This is a genomic window from Bacillus sp. UNC41MFS5 (assembly GCF_000686805.1).
In genome coordinates, this window is record NZ_KK366020.1 from 391,977 (window position 1) to 409,706 (window position 17,730).

The window sequence follows — 17,730 nt, forward strand, 5'->3', positions numbered from 1 at the left end:
AAACTTGGCTGTTGAATGGAGCGAAAGAAGCTTCGCTTTCCGCGGGGGGAGCCTCCTCCAAACAAGGAGTTTACTTTGAAACTAGTAAAAGCACAATACAAAATGTTTGGTGTTGGTTGATTATTCAAAAGGGACTGTGTTATGATGTCGTTTAAATGACTAATTGAAAGGGCGTATTTCTCAAAAAGGGAAATGCGCTTGTTTTTTTGGAGGAAACAGAGCCTTTATTAATGATAATGATTCTTGATAAAATAAGAAAATACAAATTTACTTGATACAATAGGAGAGGGAAAAGGTACAGAGCGTAATGGATAATTTAAATCTGAAAAATACAACCACCGACATTATTTTTATCATTATTGGTGCATTTCTTTTTGCGTTAGGTGTTAATTTATTTGTTATTCCGAATGAGCTTGGGGAAGGCGGAGTAACTGGTATTACAATTATTGCATACTATTTATTCGGGTGGTCCCCAGGTTTAGTCAGCTTAATTTTGAACGCCTTTTTGTTAATAGTTGGTTATAAATTTTTGAATAAGATCACAACGGTTTATACGATTATTGCTGTAGTCCTTAATTCGCTTTTTCTACATCTAACAGAAAGCTGGAGTATTGCTTCTAATGAATTGATGGTGAATGCAATTTTTGGCGGAGTATTTGTAGGTGTTGGAATTGGTTTAATCATTCGAGTGGGCGGAACAACAGCAGGTACTACTATTTTGGCAAGGATTACCCAAAAGTATTTAGGATGGAGCATTAGTTATGGCCTATTGTTTTTTGATCTAATTGTTGCCTTCTCATCTTATTTTATAATTGGTGCAGAAAAGCTGATGTTAACCATTATTATGCTTTATGTAGGAACGAAAGTGATGGAATTTGTTATAGAAGGCTTAAATCCGAAGAAGGCCATTACGATTATTTCTGATAAACCGAATGATATTGCCAAACAGGTGACAACATCAATGGATAGAGGGGTGACTGTATACTCGGGTCATGGTTATTACACAAAAACCCCAAAGGAAATTCTTTATATTGTTATAAGTAAGCAAGAAGTAATAAAGCTGAAACGTATTGTTCAAGCTACAGATCCGACTGCTTTCATCGCTATCCATGATGTTCGAGATGTGTTTGGAGAAGGATTTATTGATATTTCTAAATCATAATCATCATAATAATAATGCAAAAAACCAGCTAATATCATGGCAAGATAATAGCTGGTTTTATCTTTCCCTCATATAACACTTCTTCTGAATTCAATGTAATACCACCTTATCTATCATGATTTAATGAGCGTATTAAATGTTAGAACATTTTTAAAATTTTAATTTTTGTGAAAATGTATTGAAAATGTTTCTTACGAAAGATATAATAATTTCAAACTAGCAGTGAAGCTTTAAAATATCTTTTTAGTAAAAACGTTACATAAAAGGAAATTTAATAGGTTCAAAATTTTTTATCATATTAATTTCACCACTGGAGAAATTAATTATAAAAATAGGTAAATAACGCAAAATTAGCAGTAAATTTTATGCTAATTACAAACATCGTGAAAAAAATTATTCACTCGGATTTAAGATTAATTCTATCCATTGTTCTGTAATACCAAGAAGAAGATAGAAGGAATCAAAATCATATTCTATCAAGGGTATAGCTGAGAATATCACAACAAGACCGAAATACCTGGAAAAATAATCAAAGGGGGAAATCAATTGAGAAAGGCACATTTTTGGAAAATGCTGCTGGTAGTTGTAATCTCGGCAGTGTTGGTTGTTGGATGTTCTAGTAAAGAAAGTAGCGGGGAAAAGAAAGAAGGCAGCAAAAAAGAAGACAAAGAAATGGTGATCGCTGTAAATGAAAATTTCATTTCAATGGATCCGCATAATACAGGAGATACCAATTCTAACTCCGTACAATCAGCTATGCTCGAAGGTCTTTTAGGATTTGATGCAGAAGGAAAAATTATCCCAAAATTAGCTGAAGCGTATAGTGTCAGTGACAATGCGTTGGAATACACGTTTAAATTGCGACAAGGTGTAAAGTTCCACGATGGGGAACAGTTTAATGCAGCAGCAGTAAAAGCGAACTATGAACGAATCATGAAGGACGATAGCCTGCGTTTAAATAGCCGTGGGTTTAACCTTATCACAAACATCCAGACAATCAATGAATATGAAATAAAAATTACTCTAAAAGAACCTTATGCTGGGATGTTAACACGATTTGTATCCGCAAAACTTCTTAGCCCTAAGCTGCTGGCTGAGGGAAAAGATAAAATCGGTAAAAATCCAGTCGGTACAGGACCTTTTAAGTTTGTGGAATGGGTTCAGGGAGACCATTTAACAGTAGAACGATTTGATGGTTATTGGGATAAAGCCGACCGTGTCGAGAAAATCACTTATAAACCGGTTCCGGAAAACGGTTCACGGGTAGCCATGTTAAAAACAGGGGAAGCTCAAGTAATCTATCCGTTACCAAGTCAAAACTTAAAAGAATTAGAGAGCAATGCTGATGTTAAAGTCGAAAAAATCCCTTCTACCATTGCTCGTTATGTATCGATTAATACCATGAAAAAACCGTTTAATGATCCTCGCGTTCGTCAAGCATTAAACTATGCGGTAGATAAGGATGCATTTATCAATGTAGTAAACGCAGGATTGGGATTGCCGTTAGACTCGATTATTCCTAGTAAAACACTTTATTACACAAAACAGGAAGAATATAAGCAAAATATTGAAAAAGCAAAACAGTTGTTAAAAGATGCAGGGTATAAAAAGGGCTTTAAAGCAGAAATTTGGGGGAATACCAATTCCGATACGATGAAAGGGATGCAGTTTATCCAGCAGCAATTAAAAGCGATTGGTGTAGATTTACAAATTAAATCAATGGAAGAAGGTACCCTATCAGACGAAATTTTCAGAGCACAAAAACCTGAGGATGCAAAGCTACAGATGTGGTATGTAAGTTGGTCAGCTTACCCATCCGATACCACTAATGCCACGAAACCGCTATTTTATGGCGGCTCCTTCCCTCCGGATGGTGCGAATACTGCTTATTATAAAAATGACCAAGTAGACAAATGGATTGAGGAAGTGAATAAAACGGGAGATACCACGAAATTGGCAGAAATCTATAGTAATATTCAATCGACCATCTATAAAGATGCTCCATGGATTTTCCTAGGTGTGGATGAAATTCTAGATGGTAAGAGAGCAAATGTTGAAGGTGTGAACATTACGCCGGATGGTGGAATTGACGTTACTAATGCAAATATTAAGTAGAAATTTCTCGTAATTGAAGGGGCGGAGGGATGTTTTCCGAAGCTTCTTTCCTTCTTTTTTAGGGCTATTAAGAACAAATAACCTTCAGAAGAAAAGCCTTCTCCGGCAGGGAGATTTGACTATTGGATTTTGTTAGAAAGGGGTAATCAAGTATGCTCCAATATATTGTTAAAAGAATTCTTGAAATGATTCCTATCCTATTTATCGTTTCGATATTAATCTTCCTTTTTACCCACTTAATTCCGGGAGACCCTGCACGTTTAGTTGCAGGTAAAGATGCCACGTTAGAAGAGGTAACCAAGATTCAAGCAGAACTTGGACTCAATCAACCCATATGGGAGCAATATGTTACCTATATGAGTCATTTATTTCAAGGTAATTTAGGAACATCCCTAAATACAAAACTACCCGTATCGGATATGTTTGTCGACCGTTTTATGCCGTCTGTTTTTTTAACATTAGCGAGCATGGTATGGGCTTTAGTAATCGGTTTATTGATTGGAACGTTATCAGCTGTTTTTAAAAATAAATGGCCGGATTATCTAGGGATGGTTGCGGCGGTTTCTGGAATCTCGTTACCAGGTTTTTGGTTAGGATTAATCCTCATTCAAATTTTCTCCGTACAGCTGGGATGGTTTCCAACAGGTGGTGCAGAAGGATGGAAAAGCTATATTTTACCTTCATTAACGCTAGGGGCAGGGATTATGTCGATGCTTGCTCGTTTTACGAGGTCCTCATTGCTTGAAACGCTCAAAGCTGATTTTATCCGAACAGGACGTGCGAAGGGGTTAAAGGAGTCTGTTGTGATTCCTAAACATGCGCTAAGGAACTCGTTAATTCCGGTTGTTACCATTGCAGGGCTGCAGTTTGGATTTTTATTAGGTGGATCTGTAGTGGTAGAAACGGTTTTTAGTTTTCCAGGAATGGGTCGCTTATTAATTGATTCTATTGCCTTTAGGGATTATCCCGTCATTCAGGCAGAATTATTATTATTCTCTGTTGAATTTATTCTCGTCAATTTAATTGTTGATATTTTATACAGTTATCTCAATCCTAAGATTCGATACGCAGCTTAAAGGAGGGCAGTCATGGAAATATCGAAAGCAGTCAATCAGACTAATACTAGAATCATAGAAAAAAAGTATTCACCTCTTAAAGATTTTTGGAAGAATTGGAAAAGACAAAAGACCGCGTTCTGGGCAAGCCTATTTATTCTCTTGTTAATGATCATAGCTGCTATTGGACCTTACATGGCACCCTATGATCCTTATAAACCTGACTATAATGTTATGCTGCAAGGCCCCAGCAAGGCACACATAGCTGGAACGGATGAATATGGCCGGGATATTTTTAGCCGATTGCTGGCAGGTGCAAGAATTTCGCTGACGGTTAGTTTTCTTTCTGTATTCTTGGGAGCCATCGGAGGAACTCTTTTAGGACTTATCAGTGGATATTTTGGTGGCTGGTTAGATCGCCTTATCATGAGATCAAGTGATGTCATGTTTGCTTTTCCAGATATCTTATTAGCTATTGCCATTGTTGCCATCCTAGGGCCTGGCTTAAACAATGTGGTGATAGCGGTAGCCGTTTTTAGTATCCCATCCTTTGCAAGACTTGTAAGAGGAACAACGCTTGAGGCAAAAGAAACGGTCTTTGTAGAGGCAGCCAAATCAATGGGAGCCTCCCATTTTAGGATCATGTTTCAGCATATTCTTCCTGAAACCCTTGGTAGTTTAATCGTATTTATTTCGATGAGAATCGGTACAGCGATTTTGGCTGCATCTAGTTTAAGCTTCCTTGGCTTAGGTGCAAGCCCGGAGACACCGGATTGGGGAGCAATGCTGAGTCTTGGGCGTGATTATTTAGGTACCTCCACACATGTAGTTATGATGCCCGGTATTGCCATCTTTTTAACTGTTTTGGCTTTCAACTTAGTTGGAGATGGTTTGCGTGATGTGCTGGACCCTAAAACAAAGAATGAATAAGGAGTTTGAAGAGGATGGAGAAGCTTCTGCAAGTTGAAAATCTTGAAACCGAGTTCACCAAGGATAAGCAAAAAATCAAAATTTTACACGGTGTTAACTTCGACATTCATAAGGGGGAGGTTCTCGGTCTTGTCGGTGAATCCGGGAGTGGAAAAAGCTTAACATCACTTTCAGTCATGAAACTATTTACAGGGACGAGTGGAGAAATAACGAGCGGCAGAATTCAATTTAATGATCAGGATATAACGAATAAATCAGAGAGTGAAATGAGGAAGATTCGCGGAAAGCAAATCGCGATGATTTTTCAAGAACCAATGACTTCATTAAATCCTGTGATGAAAATTGGGGAACAGCTGCTGGAGCCCATTCGCGTTCATTTAGGATTAGGAGAGAAAAAGGCGAGGGAACATGCGGTTTCTAATTTAAAAAAGGTAGGCATCCCGAGTGCGGAAGACATCATGAATGAGTTTCCGCATCAATTATCTGGCGGTATGCGGCAAAGAATCATGATTGCGATGGCGATTTCTTGTCATCCTCAGCTATTAATTGCTGATGAGCCGACAACCGCACTTGACGTTACCATCCAAGCTCAAATACTTGATTTAATGAAACAGCTGCAAGAGAAAGAAAAAATGTCTGTTTTATTGATTACCCATGATTTAGGTGTTGTAGCAGAGATGTGCGACCGCGTTGTTGTTATGTATGCGGGAAGAGTGGTTGAAGAGGCAGATGTATTCGAACTATTTGAAAGTCCAAAACATCCTTACACGAAAGGACTCATAGGCTCGATACCTAAGCTAGGGCAGAAAAAGGAAAAACTGGATTCTATTAAAGGAAATGTCCCGGATCCAAGTAATTTGCCAAAGGGATGTAAATTCGCCCCAAGATGCGATGATGTGATGCCTCTCTGTTATAGCGAAGAGCCTCCAGAAATGAAATTGGAAAATGGCAGGTCCTGCAGCTGTTGGTTATACAAAAAGGAGAGGAGGGAAATCGGTGTCTAATACTCTTTTAAAAGTAACCGGGCTTAAAAAGTCATTTTCTATTCCTGCCGGTATGTTTGGAAAAAAGAATACGTTAAAAGCTGTCCACGATGTGTCGTTTATGGTTCCGGAGGGGAAGACGTTCAGTCTTGTTGGTGAAAGCGGCTGTGGGAAATCCACGACAGGGAGACTGATTTCCCGGCTAATTGAACCGAGTGCGGGAGAAATCTGGATTGATGGGGAAGAAATTTCTCAAAGAAAAGAATCTCAATTAAAAGCAATGAGAAAAAAAGTACAAATGATTTTCCAGGATCCATATGCGTCGCTCAATCCTAGAATGAAAGTTAGGGATATTGTAGCAGAACCGCTTGCGATTCATACCAATCTATCTAAGGCAGAACGGTATAAACGGGTTTCTGAAATTTTAGAAATCGTCGGTTTAAGTGAATACCATTCCCATCGATATGCACATGAGTTCAGTGGAGGCCAGCGGCAGCGGATTGGAATCGCAAGGGCACTCATTATGAAACCCAAGTTGATTATTGCGGATGAACCCGTATCGGCCTTAGATGTGTCGATCCAATCCCAAATCCTGAACCTATTGAAGGATTTACAAGCTGAATTCCATTTAACCTATTTATTTATTTCACATGATTTAAGTGTTGTGGAGCACATAAGTGATCATATCGGGGTCATGTACTTAGGAACCATTGTGGAGTCAGGACCAAAAGAGGTTATCTTCTCTAATCCGCAGCACCCTTATACAAAAGCATTATTGTCGTCAATCCCGATTCCTGACCCGCGATTGCGGAGAGAAAGAATAATCCTGCAGGGTGATTTGCCGAGCCCAGTTGATCCGCCAACAGGTTGCAGATTTCACACCCGTTGTCCTGCTGCTATGGATATTTGTAAGGTAAGGGAACCTTCCGTTAGAGAAGGGGAAACCTCTGATCATTTCGTGGCATGCCATTTAGTAGAATAGTAGATTTTTAAAAAAATAGGAGTGAAGATAAATGAAGGTAGGTTTAAGTACGTATAGTTTAGTTCGAGAGCTAAGGGAAGAAACGATGACGGTATTAGATGTTATTCAATGGATTGCTGATCATGGCGGCGAACATATGGAAATTGTCCCTTATGGTTTCTCGGTTGTTGACAATCCTGAATTGGCCGATCAAATTAAGGAAAAAGCGGCATCCTTAGGGATTGATCTGTCGGCCTATTCATTGCCTGCAAACTTTGTCCAAGAGACAGAAGAAGCTTTTCATGAAGAAGTGGAACGTCTAAAAACACATGTGGACATTGTCAATCGTTTAGGGATAAAGATCATGCGTCATGATGTAACGGCCTTTACTTTACAGCCCGAAGAAATGACGATTCATTACTTTGAAAAGCATTTTTCTAAATTCGTAAAAGGCAGTCAACTGGTGGCTGATTATGCAGCCCAGTTCGGCATTACCACCACTATTGAAAATCATGGGTTTAATGTCCAAACGAGCGATCGTGTCCAACGAGTAATTCATGCCGTGAACCGTGAGAATTTTAAAACAACACTTGATGTTGGGAATTTCCTTTGTATGGATGAAGATCCGCTTGTAGGGGTGAAGAAAAATATTAACGATGCAGCCACTGTTCATTTTAAAGATTTCTATATTCGACCTTATTATGAAAACCCTGGCGATGGAGTTTGGTTTCGAACGGTCAATGAAAACTATTTGCGGGGAGCTATTGTCGGTCATGGAGATTTAAACATTCGTGAAATTATGAAACTTGTTAAAAACTCAGGATATGATGGCTATTTAACGGTAGAGTTTGAGGGGATGGAAGATTGTAAAATTGGTTCGAAAATAGGGATGGATAATGTAAGAAGATTATGGAATGAAGTTCAGTAATCGATAGAAGGGATGGATACATTTGGAGCTTTTACAGGTTTGTGTGATCGGGACTGGTTCGATTTCTGATATGCATTTAGCCTCTTATGCGAACAATCAAAATGCCGTTTTATATGGTGTATATGATTATTCAAAGGAGAGAGCGGAAGAAACGGCAAAGAAGTATGGAATTGGAATTGTATATGACTCTTTAGAGGAAGTATATCACGATCCTCATATAGATGCTGTCAGTATTTGCACCTGGAATAATAGCCATGCCGAAATTTCCATTAATGCCTTAAAAAGCGGGAAACACGTTTTAGTAGAGAAGCCCCTCTCCGTGACGGTAGAAGAAGCATTAAAGGTAGAGGAAGCGGCTCGTAAATATAATAAAACCTTACAGGTTGGTTTTGTGAGGAGATTCGCAACGAATACAAGAGTATTGAAATCCTTTATTGACCAGGGGAAATTAGGAGAAATTTATTATGCCAAAGCCACGTGTTTACGCCGTTTAGGGAATCCAGGCGGATGGTTTGCTGATAAAGAGCGCTCTGGAGGCGGACCTTTACTAGATCTTGGTGTTCATATCATTGATATTTGTTGGTATTTAATGGGGCGCCCCAAAGTGAAATCCATCTCTGGGAACACCTATCGTCAACTTGGAAATCGTGGAAATGTAGAGAATTTACGTTTTTATAAAGCAGCGGACTATGATAAAGGAAAAAATACTGTGGAAGATTTGGCAAACGCCCTCATTACATTTGAGAACGGTGCTTCCTTGTTTGTAGATGTTTCTTATACTTTACACGCACAGAAAGATGAAATTCAGGTAAAATTATTTGGGACAAAAGGTGGAGCTGAATTAGAACCAGAGTTAGTTTTAATTAGTGAGGAAAATAACACCATTGTGAATATTCACCCCCAGATTGATCATCTCACTTTTGATTTCTCAAATGCGTTTCAAAATGAAATTGATTCATTTGTGACATGCTGCTTATTCGATACAAAACCAGTTGCACCTGTTGAAGATGGTGTTGAAATCATGAAAATTTTAGCTGGTATCTATGAAGCCTCCGAAAAGAAATGCGAGGTGACATTTTAACCCATGAATCATGTAAGAGTAACCAACAAAATTGGTGTGATTGTTGATAGTCTTCACTTGCCGCTACGGGAGGGATTAAAGGCAGCCAAAGAAATGGGAGCAGATGGAGTTCAAATTTATGCTGTTGAAGGTGAAATGGCGCCGGAAAATTTAAGCTCCCCTTCACGTAACGATTTAAAAAGGTATATCGATTCATTAGGATTAGAAATCTCGGCACTTTGTGGTGATTTAGGTGGTCATGGGTTCCAAGACCGCCAGCAAAATCGGGCGAAAATTGAAAAATCAAAACGGATTTTGGACCTTGCGGTAGAACTAGGGGCCAGTATCGTAACGACACATATCGGTATAATCCCTGAAGAAAAGGACAGTCCTATTTATGAAGCCATGCAAATGTCTTGTGAGGAACTGGGGGCTTATGCCAAAAGTATGAATTCCTACTTTGCGATTGAAACAGGTCCGGAAACTGCTGGCAGATTAAAATCCTTTTTGGATAGCTTAACGACCAATGGAGTTTCCGTGAATTTTGACCCGGCCAATATGGTGATGGTGACGGGTGATGATCCCGTGGAGGGTGTGAAGCTTCTTAGAGATTATATCGTCCACACCCATGTGAAGGATGGGATCCGGTTACAATCAGTAGACCCTCGTGATGTATATGGGTCCCTTGGCTATGGAAGTGGTACGGATCATGAAAAAATATCCAAAATGGTTGCCTCCGGTGAGTATTTTAGAGAATTACCGCTAGGCAAGGGAGCGGTAGATTTTCCCCAGTACTTTGCGGCCTTACAAGAAATCCGATATAGTGGTTATTTAACGATTGAGCGAGAAGTTAACACGAACCCAGTAAAAGATATCTCTGAGGCGATTGAATATATTAAAACATTCAAATAGGAAGAAATGCACCTGCTAGCAAATCTTATGAGAGAATCTGATTCTCTCAGGGATGTTGTTTTTGAAAAATGATGTTAGTTCTTTCTAAATAGTGAATTACCATGATTTTTTAAAGGAATTTTTCAGAAATGAGATGTAAATAAATGGAAAAACAAGATCAACTCTTAATGAAAAAACAAAATAAAAATTTAGTCCTCGACATTGTCAAAAATCACTCTCCTATTTCAAGAATGGAAATTGCGAAAGTGACTGGAATGAGCCCAACTTCCATTACAAGGATTGTTAATGAATTACAATTACAAGGATTTGTGAGAGAAACGGAATTAGTCACTTCAGGAGTAGGAAGAAAGGCAGCATTACTTGATGTATGTGGTGATGTTCTATATACAATCGGAGTTGAAATAGATACATTAATGATCAAAATAGGCATCGTCAATTATGTCGGAGAAATTGTAGCATGGCAGAGTATACCTAGAGAAGTAACTGAAAGCTACTATGAAACACTGGAAAAAGTAAATAGGAATGTGAAGGACTTGATTGATAAAAATCAGATCCCTACTGAAAGGATTATTGCTATTGGAGTAGGATTACCTGGATCCATAGATTATCAAAATGGAGTCGTTACGGTTTCGGATCAATTAAAATGGAAGAACGTAAACCTGGCGGAAGACCTTCATCAACTTTCCCATTTAGCTGTCATTATTGATAATGAATTAAAAATGAAAATAGAGGCAGAGAATTTTAAGGGAATGGCAAAGGATTACCAAAATGCAGTTCTAGTTGGAATTGGATCAGGTATCGGTGCCGCTATCATTCTTAATGGAGAAATCTATCGAGGAGAATCCAATAATGCAGGGGAAATTGGTCATACGGTTATTAATCCGACTGGAAATGTCTGCAATTGCGGAAAAATCGGCTGCCTTGCAACCTATATATCCGAAGGGGCTCTTATCGCTGATAGCAGGAAAGTAAAGGAGATTGATTCAATCGATGAAGTATTCGATTCCTACCGCAATAGAGAATCGTGGGCCATCAATATTATGGATCGAACAACGACTTATATAGCTCTTGCAATTAGCAATATATTATGCCTGTACAATCCAGAGGTCATTATTCTAAGCGGAAATACCATCGAAAATCTTCCTGAAATAAAAGGACCCATTGAACAAAAATCTGAGTTATATATTTGGGAACCATTAAAAAAGAGAGTGAAAATTGTATATTCGCAATTAGGTGATCAAGGGGTTGTGCTTGGTGCAGCGATTCAGGCGCAAAATACCCTGTTGGATTTGGAGTAGCAATTTTTGCTAATGATAGGAGTATAAGATGAATACGGATACGTTAGTGGAAGAAACGAGAGCTGGATTGCTTGAAAATGTTCATATCGGGATGATTAGTGGTGTAAATGATAAGCTGGAATCCACTTACCATGTTGGGGATCAGGAGCATTACACGTTCTATCGGTCTGCAGCAAAGCCAATACAAGCTATTCCTGTATTTTTATCAAATGTTGTAACTAAATACGGTTTAACGAGGGAAGAGGCTTCTCTGTTTACAGCTTCTCATAGGGGAGAAACCTATCATATTGCCGCTCTTGAATCCATGTTAAAAAAATTACCTGTCAATGAAACCGAATTATTTTGTCCTTGTTCTTATCCTCTAAATGTGAAGCCAAGAGAGGAAATGATAAGAAAAAACAAGGAAAAAAGAAGGCTTTATCATAACTGTTCTGGGAAACATATGGGTTTTATCACGGTTTGCCGTGAACTTGGATATCCAGTCGAAGGATACTGGGAAGTAGATCATCCACTCCAACAACAACTATTGAATATTCTCGCGACATTATCTGAAGTACCCATTTCCGAGATAAAAATTGGAAGAGACGGTTGCGGAGTCCCTGTTTTTGCGATTCCATTAAAGAATATGGCCATGACTTATCTAAAATTAGCCTGTCCAGATTTAATTAAGGACCCATTATTGCAAAAAGCAGTTACAGAAATGACTAGCATTATGAATGAGCATCCCATTATGATTGCTTCAGAGCAATTTATTTGTTCCGTATTGCTTCAGGATCAAAATATCGTGGCAAAAGGCGGCGCACAAGGGGTATATTGTTTTGGCTTGAGAAATGAAAGACTTGGATTTGCCTTAAAAGTGTTAAATGGTTCAGAAGATGTTTGGCCTACAATTGTAGCCGCTATTCTTGAACAAATTGGCTACAAAAATAAAGAAACGATTACTAGTTTAAGAAATTTAAAACCATCCATTATTAAGAATGATGCAGGGGCTGAAGTTGGAAAGGTTAATGAGCGGTTTTTGCTTATCGGAACTCATGAGAAACCTGTAAAAAAACAGGAGATTTGATAGGAGTTGGTGGTTCCGCAACTTAGTTGAGTATGCTAGGTGGGTGTTTATGCTAAAGGAAGTTTGTACATGATTCACATGTATTTAGAGTGGGAGATCTAGGAATGTTGCGAGTTGAGGCAACTATTAATTAAACGTTTGTGTAGTTTCGAAAAGGCGGGGATTGAATAGAATAATGGAAGTTTGAGAGAAACCCATCTTATTTTGTAGAAAGATGGGTTATTTCCTGCGGAATTTATAAATGCTCCTCGACATTCTTCGTGCTGACTTTACAGGGGGAATACTTAAAAATCAATACTTGTAACTATTTCAATCAAACGTTTGAATAGTATAGCCTATATGGTATTTAGTCGAAAGAGTGTCGGTTAGTGACGGTTGAGGTTAAAATGCTGTTTTTCTCCAGTTTTTTGTTCATCTTTCAACAATTTATTTATGGATAGGGAGGGACTAACCCAGATTTATCAAGGGCTGCAATGATATTAATCAAACGTTTGATTAGAAAGGAAACTTGTTGGGAATAAGCGAAGATTGTCACAGACCATGGGGAAGGTTCTGATGGTCGGAAGTAATTTCATTAATAAATCGATGGCTATTCAACAATCTGGCGGATTTCTATAACGCTAGTATTATTTGAGGAAGCGTTTCTTTAAAAAGGAGAAACGCTTTACTTATGAAAAAATAATGAAGGGGATTAACTTTATATAAGAGAATTAATAGAACGAGGTAGTCGATTTATGACATTTGTGGCCGGAGTTTTACCACTACTTTGATTTTCACTTGAATAAATCAGAAAAAATTTATTAGGAGTGTGGAGAGCGTGTTTCATGCAAAAGACGTCTTATTAGATCAGTTATTAGCTAATGCTAATGATCCTAGCTGGTACCTTCCATTTTCTGACTCGGTCGAAAATTTGTCAGAGGAAGAAGCGTTTTGGAAGCCTAACGAAAATTGTAATAGTATTGCTGAGATTGTGCAGCACTTACTTTATTGGAATGAAACATGGCAAATTAGGTACCAAAAATCACATGTTAATGCTGTACCTTCTATAGGTGATAATAATAAAAGTTTTATAATTCCGGAAAATAAAAGTTTTGGTGACTTAAAAGAACGACTTTTAGAGGTGCTGTTACAATGGCAAGATTTATTAACGGAAGAAAAAGTTGAGAGTGAAGTAAATGGTCTCCCTGTACATGCGAAGTGGTGGGAGATACTTGGAAATGTATCAACTCATAACGCATATCACATTGGTCAAATCATCTTTATTCGAAAACTTCAAAATAGCTGGAAAGTGAATGTTGTCAAAGTGTAGTCATTAAAATATGTAGTTAATATTCATTTATTCAATGAAAGGACGCGATTCTTCAAAAAAGAATCGTGTTTTTGTTTATGGTAAAGGATATTTAATTCCGGTGCCTGTCACGACCCGATATTTGTCGAAGATTGATAGGCTGTTAGATACAAATAAAATGATAGAATGAAGTTGCAGCTGAATATTGTTGGGGTGGTTGGTTGTTACGCTTCTTTTCGTTTCGGAAAGGAGGTGATGATCATGGAAACATTTCTTGAAATTCTACGAGAAGTTCTGAAGGGAGTTATGCGTGAATGGAGCGCTTATGCCTTTCGGAAAAACGTTCTAGAAAACAAGAAAACCACCCTACGCCGTCGCAAGCAAAAGGGTGGTTCTCAAAAATAAGCTACTATAACAACTATCACCCTGACGGTAAAGGTTGCAAGGAGAAGTGTTAGCAGCACTTCTCTTTTTTTATTGTATAACCATTATACATAAAAATATTCCTGCTGAGAAGGGAAAAAAATCAGCCCCCCACTGAATTCTAGTGCACTGTCACGCCTCGAAATTTACTGAAAAATAGGTAAGGATTGTTCAAATGGACGAAGGGTTTCAGAAAAAAACCATGCTAGTTTTCCAGCATGGTCTTAATGTCTCCGGGTAGTATCCCTGAAACGCATCCATCATTTCACGCAAATCTTGGAGGGCTAGTTCTACACTTTTGTCTTTACCTTCATGAAATCCAGTTCCTTCTAAATCAGTGTGGTGAAGATAGGAATTATATGCGAAGCTTTTGTAGCCTTCAGGAACGGTGAAAACTTCTACTGTATATGTCAAACTATTGTTTATATAGAATTTGATCTTTTCTAATTCATCGCTTATTACTTTAGTTACAACCCTCATCCACTAATTCTCTCCTCCCTGAAGAAAATTGAAATCATAGAATCATAATCATAAGTTTTTGAATATTTATTGAAGACCAGAGGACAATTCTTGTTTCCGTAATAGTCGACAATACCATTCTTAATTCTTGTATGGCTCTTCTTCAAAGATACGTGCAAAATCAATGGTTTTGCCAAGTTCCGCTACCAAGTCTTCAGCCTTCATACCTAATCCCCCAGCAAGTTTATTGATGGTCATTAAGGATGGACTCTTTTTGTTTGTTTCCAGATCACTCATATATGATCGGTCTAATTTGCAGCAATAAGCAAATTCTTCTTGAAACATACCTGTTGCATTCCGTAATTGTTTTATTGGTTCTCCTATGTAAATGGCCTTTTCTTTTTTCAAGGAAATTCTCCTTTTTAAGACCATTACATAATTAGAAACAAAATCGCTCCACGGGCTATAGCCGATAAAAGCCCTCGAAACGGATATTTTTTTTTAAAAAGGTAAAACGGATGGAAATATTTAATACAGCGATATCAGTAAAGTATGTAGTTTAATGTGATACCCGTTACCAACACCGGCATTCTTGTTGGTGCATATTGGCTAATAAGAGAGTTCTTTGCAAAGTACCCGACCTCTTATTATTCATCATTTCTTCTTAGTTCTGATTAACCAACGGTTCTCAGGATGTTGTTCTATTTCCTTTAACATTTCAGAAGCTGTCATATCCAATCCGAGTGCAAGAGCAACAATAGTATCTAAGCTCGGGTTTTTCTGATTTCTTTCCAGCAGGCTGATATAGGACGGATGTCGATCGCTCCGGTCGGCCAACACCTCTTGAGAAAGTTTCTGTGCATTTCTTAATTTCTTTAGTACGATTCCAAAGCATAAATTTTCCAAAGAGTTACTCCCTTTCTACCAATCACTTGAATAGATTGTATTTTTTATTTTTGGTTATCCTCTTCTAAGTTAGCAAAATTATATTTTCCTGTTTTCTCTTTGGTTAATTGATGCCCTTTTGGGGAATCGAGGTAGAAAAGAATCGGTCCAGGTTGGTTGCCTCTTTTCAAGGATATCTCCAACAATTGCTTGGCTTTGTGAATCTTATTATTAAAAAAGGTTAATCTTGAATCAACGATAATGGAGTGACCGTTACTTAATTCGACCTCTGTCTGATTTCTTCCCCTCGCTCTTGTTCTAACAATATGATCGGGGTTGAACCAAATACAATCGACATTATTTGGTGATTTGTTTGGAAACAGGCAAATTCCCTGGTAAGGATTGACGATAATTGGACATCTAGACCGCTCTCCAAGAATAAGTTTTGCACTTCCAAAGGCCCCTCTTAGGTCAAACCCTATGTAGGTTAAGGTGTCATCTAATAGTTGTAAGGGTGAGCGGCCCACCAGAAAAGACACACCTCCTGCCATGACTCGTGCACATAGCTTGCCATAACCATCATATTCTCCTGTTAGTAAGATCATTTTCTTTTCAATAAAATAGTTCTTTTGAATAAAAATAGTCTTCCTCTCCTTTAAATCTAATGGATTTGAAAAAAGCTTACCTACTACAATAACTGTCATGTACTGCCCGTCGGAAAGGAAGACTGTGCGTTCATCTATATGTATGGAATATCCCTGACTACCTTGGCAGCGTGCGGGTAAATTGCTCACTTAGCATGTAAGATTCTTTTCTATATTTGCTTAATTGAGATTCATTGATGGGGTAGAAATCGTATTTGTCCCTCGTATTAATTAAATAATAAATAGGTATTTTATACCACGTACTATAGTATGTAGATTCTACAAAATTTGACTATTTTCGTGACAATTAAGTGACAGAGTGGACCATGAAGATCATGTGGCCGACCTAATTTTAATAACAATCAGAATCGTCGCTGGGGCACACTCCCAAACCCAGACTAAACACCATTTCCGCATCAGATAAATCATACTTATCCGCAAGTACATCGTGAAAAAGTACGCAAAACTTATTCTCTGCAATTCCATAAAAATAGGCGAATGGATTTTTGATATTTCTGCTGAACTTTAACTTCCTTATGAGCTGCTTAAAGGATTGGATGGCAACATCTTGGATTTGATTTGAATCAAGTTCCCAACTGTAGCTGGCTGCAGCTAAATTCACCGTTCTCCAATACTCTTCGATGGTCTTTGGTTCAGGAAAAAAGCATTTTACTAGCTGGACAAAAGGTTGTGGAACTCGGTCGCTCACATAGGTATGATCTAATTCGGACGATTCTTCTTTACGTTCTTTTATCTTTTGATCTTTTTCAGTTTTTAAAAGATTATTAGTTTCTTTAGGGTGGTTCAAGATTTCCTCTTTAGGTAGTTCATTTGAAGGAAAACGATTGATGATATATATGTTATTAGATTGCGAACCATTTTTTCTTTCTGTTTCATAAACTGTTAGAATTCCCAATTCTTTTGCCTTTAGAATCATTCGTTTAAAGGTAGAGCGCGAGATTCCATTAAGGTGGTATTCTTCATGAATCGCTTTTAAGACCGTTCCAATTTTGGCATTACATACGCCAGGTATTTTTGCAGAAAAACGAACCAGCCGCTTAAATCCAACTAATTCTCCTTTTGAAAAATCATGCTTGTGGACCGCTAACCACTTCTCGATATGTATATTCAATTCCTTAAGTGACCTAAATTTTGAAAACTGCTCGAATCCTTCAATATTGCCTGATTTTAAACCCGCCATTTCCTAACACCCTCTACCGCTTAATTTGTGCTTTCCAATCGTCAAATCAACAATTCCAGCACCTTCACAATAGCGGTTTTGGCAGCCCGAATCGAACGACTAAAATTCACATTTGAAGCCGTTTTTGTAGTGAAACTGAAGGTGTTAATATGAGGAAGTTGCTTTTAACGGCAGTCCTATTAGTTAAAAGCGATAGTGAAATAAGTTAAATTATTATATTGACATAATGATAGAGATTCGATATAATAACAAATGTCTCTTCTGACAAACAAGATTGTTCTTTGAAAACTAAACAAACAAAATCGTGCAAACAAACAATATTAATCGTGTTTCTTCTATTAATATAGTAAGAACACGAGC

General features: G+C 38.0%; 18 protein-coding genes. 13 read left to right on the plus strand and 5 right to left on the minus strand.

Features of this window, described 5'->3' with window-relative positions; genetic code table 11:
- Window positions 1-322: 322 nt before the first annotated feature.
- The 13 genes from BR30_RS0130725 (at window position 323) to BR30_RS37570 (ending at window position 14,163) form a co-directional block, all read left to right on the plus strand.
- Complete coding sequence (locus tag BR30_RS0130725) at window positions 323-1,162, plus strand: YitT family protein (protein ID WP_026568384.1); 840 nt, start codon at window positions 323-325, stop codon at window positions 1,160-1,162.
- Window positions 1,163-1,708: 546 nt separating this feature from the next.
- Window positions 1,709-3,277, plus strand: coding sequence for a glutathione ABC transporter substrate-binding protein (locus BR30_RS0130730; RefSeq protein WP_026568385.1), 1,569 nt, complete (start codon window positions 1,709-1,711; stop codon window positions 3,275-3,277).
- 152 nt (window positions 3,278-3,429) lie between these two features.
- Window positions 3,430-4,353 (plus strand): nickel ABC transporter permease, encoded by a 924-nt coding sequence (gene nikB / locus BR30_RS0130735; RefSeq protein ID WP_026568386.1) that lies wholly within the window; start codon window positions 3,430-3,432, stop codon window positions 4,351-4,353.
- Window positions 4,354-4,365: 12 nt separating this feature from the next.
- Entirely contained in the window at window positions 4,366-5,262 is an 897-nt protein-coding gene (locus tag BR30_RS0130740; RefSeq protein ID WP_026568387.1) for an ABC transporter permease, read from the plus strand.
- Window positions 5,263-5,276: 14 nt separating this feature from the next.
- Window positions 5,277-6,266, plus strand: coding sequence for an ABC transporter ATP-binding protein (locus BR30_RS0130745; protein ID WP_026568388.1), 990 nt, complete (start codon window positions 5,277-5,279; stop codon window positions 6,264-6,266).
- A complete protein-coding gene (locus BR30_RS0130750; RefSeq protein ID WP_026568389.1) occupies window positions 6,259-7,227 on the plus strand; it encodes an ABC transporter ATP-binding protein in 969 nt (322 codons plus the stop codon). The genes BR30_RS0130745 and BR30_RS0130750 overlap by 8 nt, the downstream gene beginning before the upstream one ends.
- A gap of 31 nt (window positions 7,228-7,258) precedes the next feature.
- Window positions 7,259-8,134, plus strand: a complete 876-nt coding sequence (locus BR30_RS0130755; RefSeq protein ID WP_026568390.1) for a sugar phosphate isomerase/epimerase family protein — start codon at window positions 7,259-7,261, stop codon at window positions 8,132-8,134.
- A 22-nt stretch (window positions 8,135-8,156) separates the two neighbouring features.
- Entirely contained in the window at window positions 8,157-9,215 is a 1,059-nt protein-coding gene (locus BR30_RS0130760; protein WP_026568391.1) for a Gfo/Idh/MocA family protein, read from the plus strand.
- Between the two features lie 3 nt (window positions 9,216-9,218).
- Window positions 9,219-10,106 (plus strand): sugar phosphate isomerase/epimerase family protein, encoded by an 888-nt coding sequence (locus BR30_RS0130765; protein ID WP_026568392.1) that lies wholly within the window; start codon window positions 9,219-9,221, stop codon window positions 10,104-10,106.
- A gap of 143 nt (window positions 10,107-10,249) precedes the next feature.
- Window positions 10,250-11,404 carry an ROK family transcriptional regulator gene (locus BR30_RS0130770; RefSeq protein ID WP_026568393.1) on the plus strand — a complete coding sequence of 385 codons (1,155 nt, stop codon included), beginning with the start codon at window positions 10,250-10,252 and terminating at the stop codon, window positions 11,402-11,404.
- Between the two features lie 28 nt (window positions 11,405-11,432).
- Window positions 11,433-12,470, plus strand: a complete 1,038-nt coding sequence (locus BR30_RS0130775) for an asparaginase (RefSeq protein ID WP_026568394.1) — start codon at window positions 11,433-11,435, stop codon at window positions 12,468-12,470.
- An 817-nt stretch (window positions 12,471-13,287) separates the two neighbouring features.
- Window positions 13,288-13,779: a DinB family protein gene (locus BR30_RS0130780; protein ID WP_026568395.1), complete on the plus strand. Its 492-nt coding sequence runs from the start codon at window positions 13,288-13,290 to the stop codon at window positions 13,777-13,779.
- Between the two features lie 240 nt (window positions 13,780-14,019).
- Complete coding sequence (locus tag BR30_RS37570; RefSeq protein WP_197032444.1) at window positions 14,020-14,163, plus strand: hypothetical protein; 144 nt, start codon at window positions 14,020-14,022, stop codon at window positions 14,161-14,163.
- Between the two features lie 207 nt (window positions 14,164-14,370).
- On the opposite strand, the gene BR30_RS0130790 is transcribed toward BR30_RS37570, so the two are convergent.
- The 5 genes from BR30_RS0130790 to BR30_RS34965 form a co-directional block, all read right to left on the minus strand.
- Window positions 14,371-14,661 carry a hypothetical protein gene (locus BR30_RS0130790; RefSeq protein ID WP_026568396.1) on the minus strand — a complete coding sequence of 97 codons (291 nt, stop codon included), beginning with the start codon at window positions 14,659-14,661 and terminating at the stop codon, window positions 14,371-14,373.
- A 120-nt stretch (window positions 14,662-14,781) separates the two neighbouring features.
- Window positions 14,782-15,048: a helix-turn-helix domain-containing protein gene (locus BR30_RS34960; protein WP_051633859.1), complete on the minus strand. Its 267-nt coding sequence runs from the start codon at window positions 15,046-15,048 to the stop codon at window positions 14,782-14,784.
- Window positions 15,049-15,294: 246 nt separating this feature from the next.
- Window positions 15,295-15,546: a helix-turn-helix domain-containing protein gene (locus tag BR30_RS0130800; RefSeq protein WP_026568397.1), complete on the minus strand. Its 252-nt coding sequence runs from the start codon at window positions 15,544-15,546 to the stop codon at window positions 15,295-15,297.
- Window positions 15,547-15,590: 44 nt separating this feature from the next.
- The gene (locus BR30_RS0130805; RefSeq protein WP_026568398.1) at window positions 15,591-16,229 is read right to left on the minus strand and encodes a competence protein ComK; all 639 of its coding nucleotides are present in this window, start codon (window positions 16,227-16,229) and stop codon (window positions 15,591-15,593) included.
- A gap of 292 nt (window positions 16,230-16,521) precedes the next feature.
- On the minus strand, window positions 16,522-17,370 hold the full coding sequence (locus BR30_RS34965; RefSeq protein WP_197032445.1) for a hypothetical protein: 849 nt from the start codon (window positions 17,368-17,370) through the stop codon (window positions 16,522-16,524).
- Window positions 17,371-17,730: the final 360 nt, after the last annotated feature.

Bases quoted from the DNA above. Each gene is read 5' to 3' on its own strand.
- nikB (WP_026568386.1), top strand. From the start codon at position 3,430: ATGCTCCAATATATTGTTAAAAGAATTCTTGAAATGATTCCTATCCTA.
- BR30_RS0130740 (WP_026568387.1), top strand. From the start codon at position 4,366: ATGGAAATATCGAAAGCAGTCAATCAGACTAATACTAGAATCATAGAA.
- BR30_RS0130745 (WP_026568388.1), top strand. From the start codon at position 5,277: ATGGAGAAGCTTCTGCAAGTTGAAAATCTTGAAACCGAGTTCACCAAG.
- BR30_RS0130755 (WP_026568390.1), top strand. From the start codon at position 7,259: ATGAAGGTAGGTTTAAGTACGTATAGTTTAGTTCGAGAGCTAAGGGAA.
- BR30_RS0130765 (WP_026568392.1), top strand. From the start codon at position 9,219: ATGAATCATGTAAGAGTAACCAACAAAATTGGTGTGATTGTTGATAGT.
- BR30_RS0130770 (WP_026568393.1), top strand. From the start codon at position 10,250: ATGGAAAAACAAGATCAACTCTTAATGAAAAAACAAAATAAAAATTTA.
- BR30_RS0130775 (WP_026568394.1), top strand. From the start codon at position 11,433: ATGAATACGGATACGTTAGTGGAAGAAACGAGAGCTGGATTGCTTGAA.
- BR30_RS37570 (WP_197032444.1), top strand. From the start codon at position 14,020: ATGGAAACATTTCTTGAAATTCTACGAGAAGTTCTGAAGGGAGTTATG.
- BR30_RS0130790 (WP_026568396.1), bottom strand. From the start codon at position 14,661: ATGAGGGTTGTAACTAAAGTAATAAGCGATGAATTAGAAAAGATCAAA.
- BR30_RS0130805 (WP_026568398.1), bottom strand. From the start codon at position 16,229: ATGACAGTTATTGTAGTAGGTAAGCTTTTTTCAAATCCATTAGATTTA.
- BR30_RS34965 (WP_197032445.1), bottom strand. From the start codon at position 17,370: ATGGCGGGTTTAAAATCAGGCAATATTGAAGGATTCGAGCAGTTTTCA.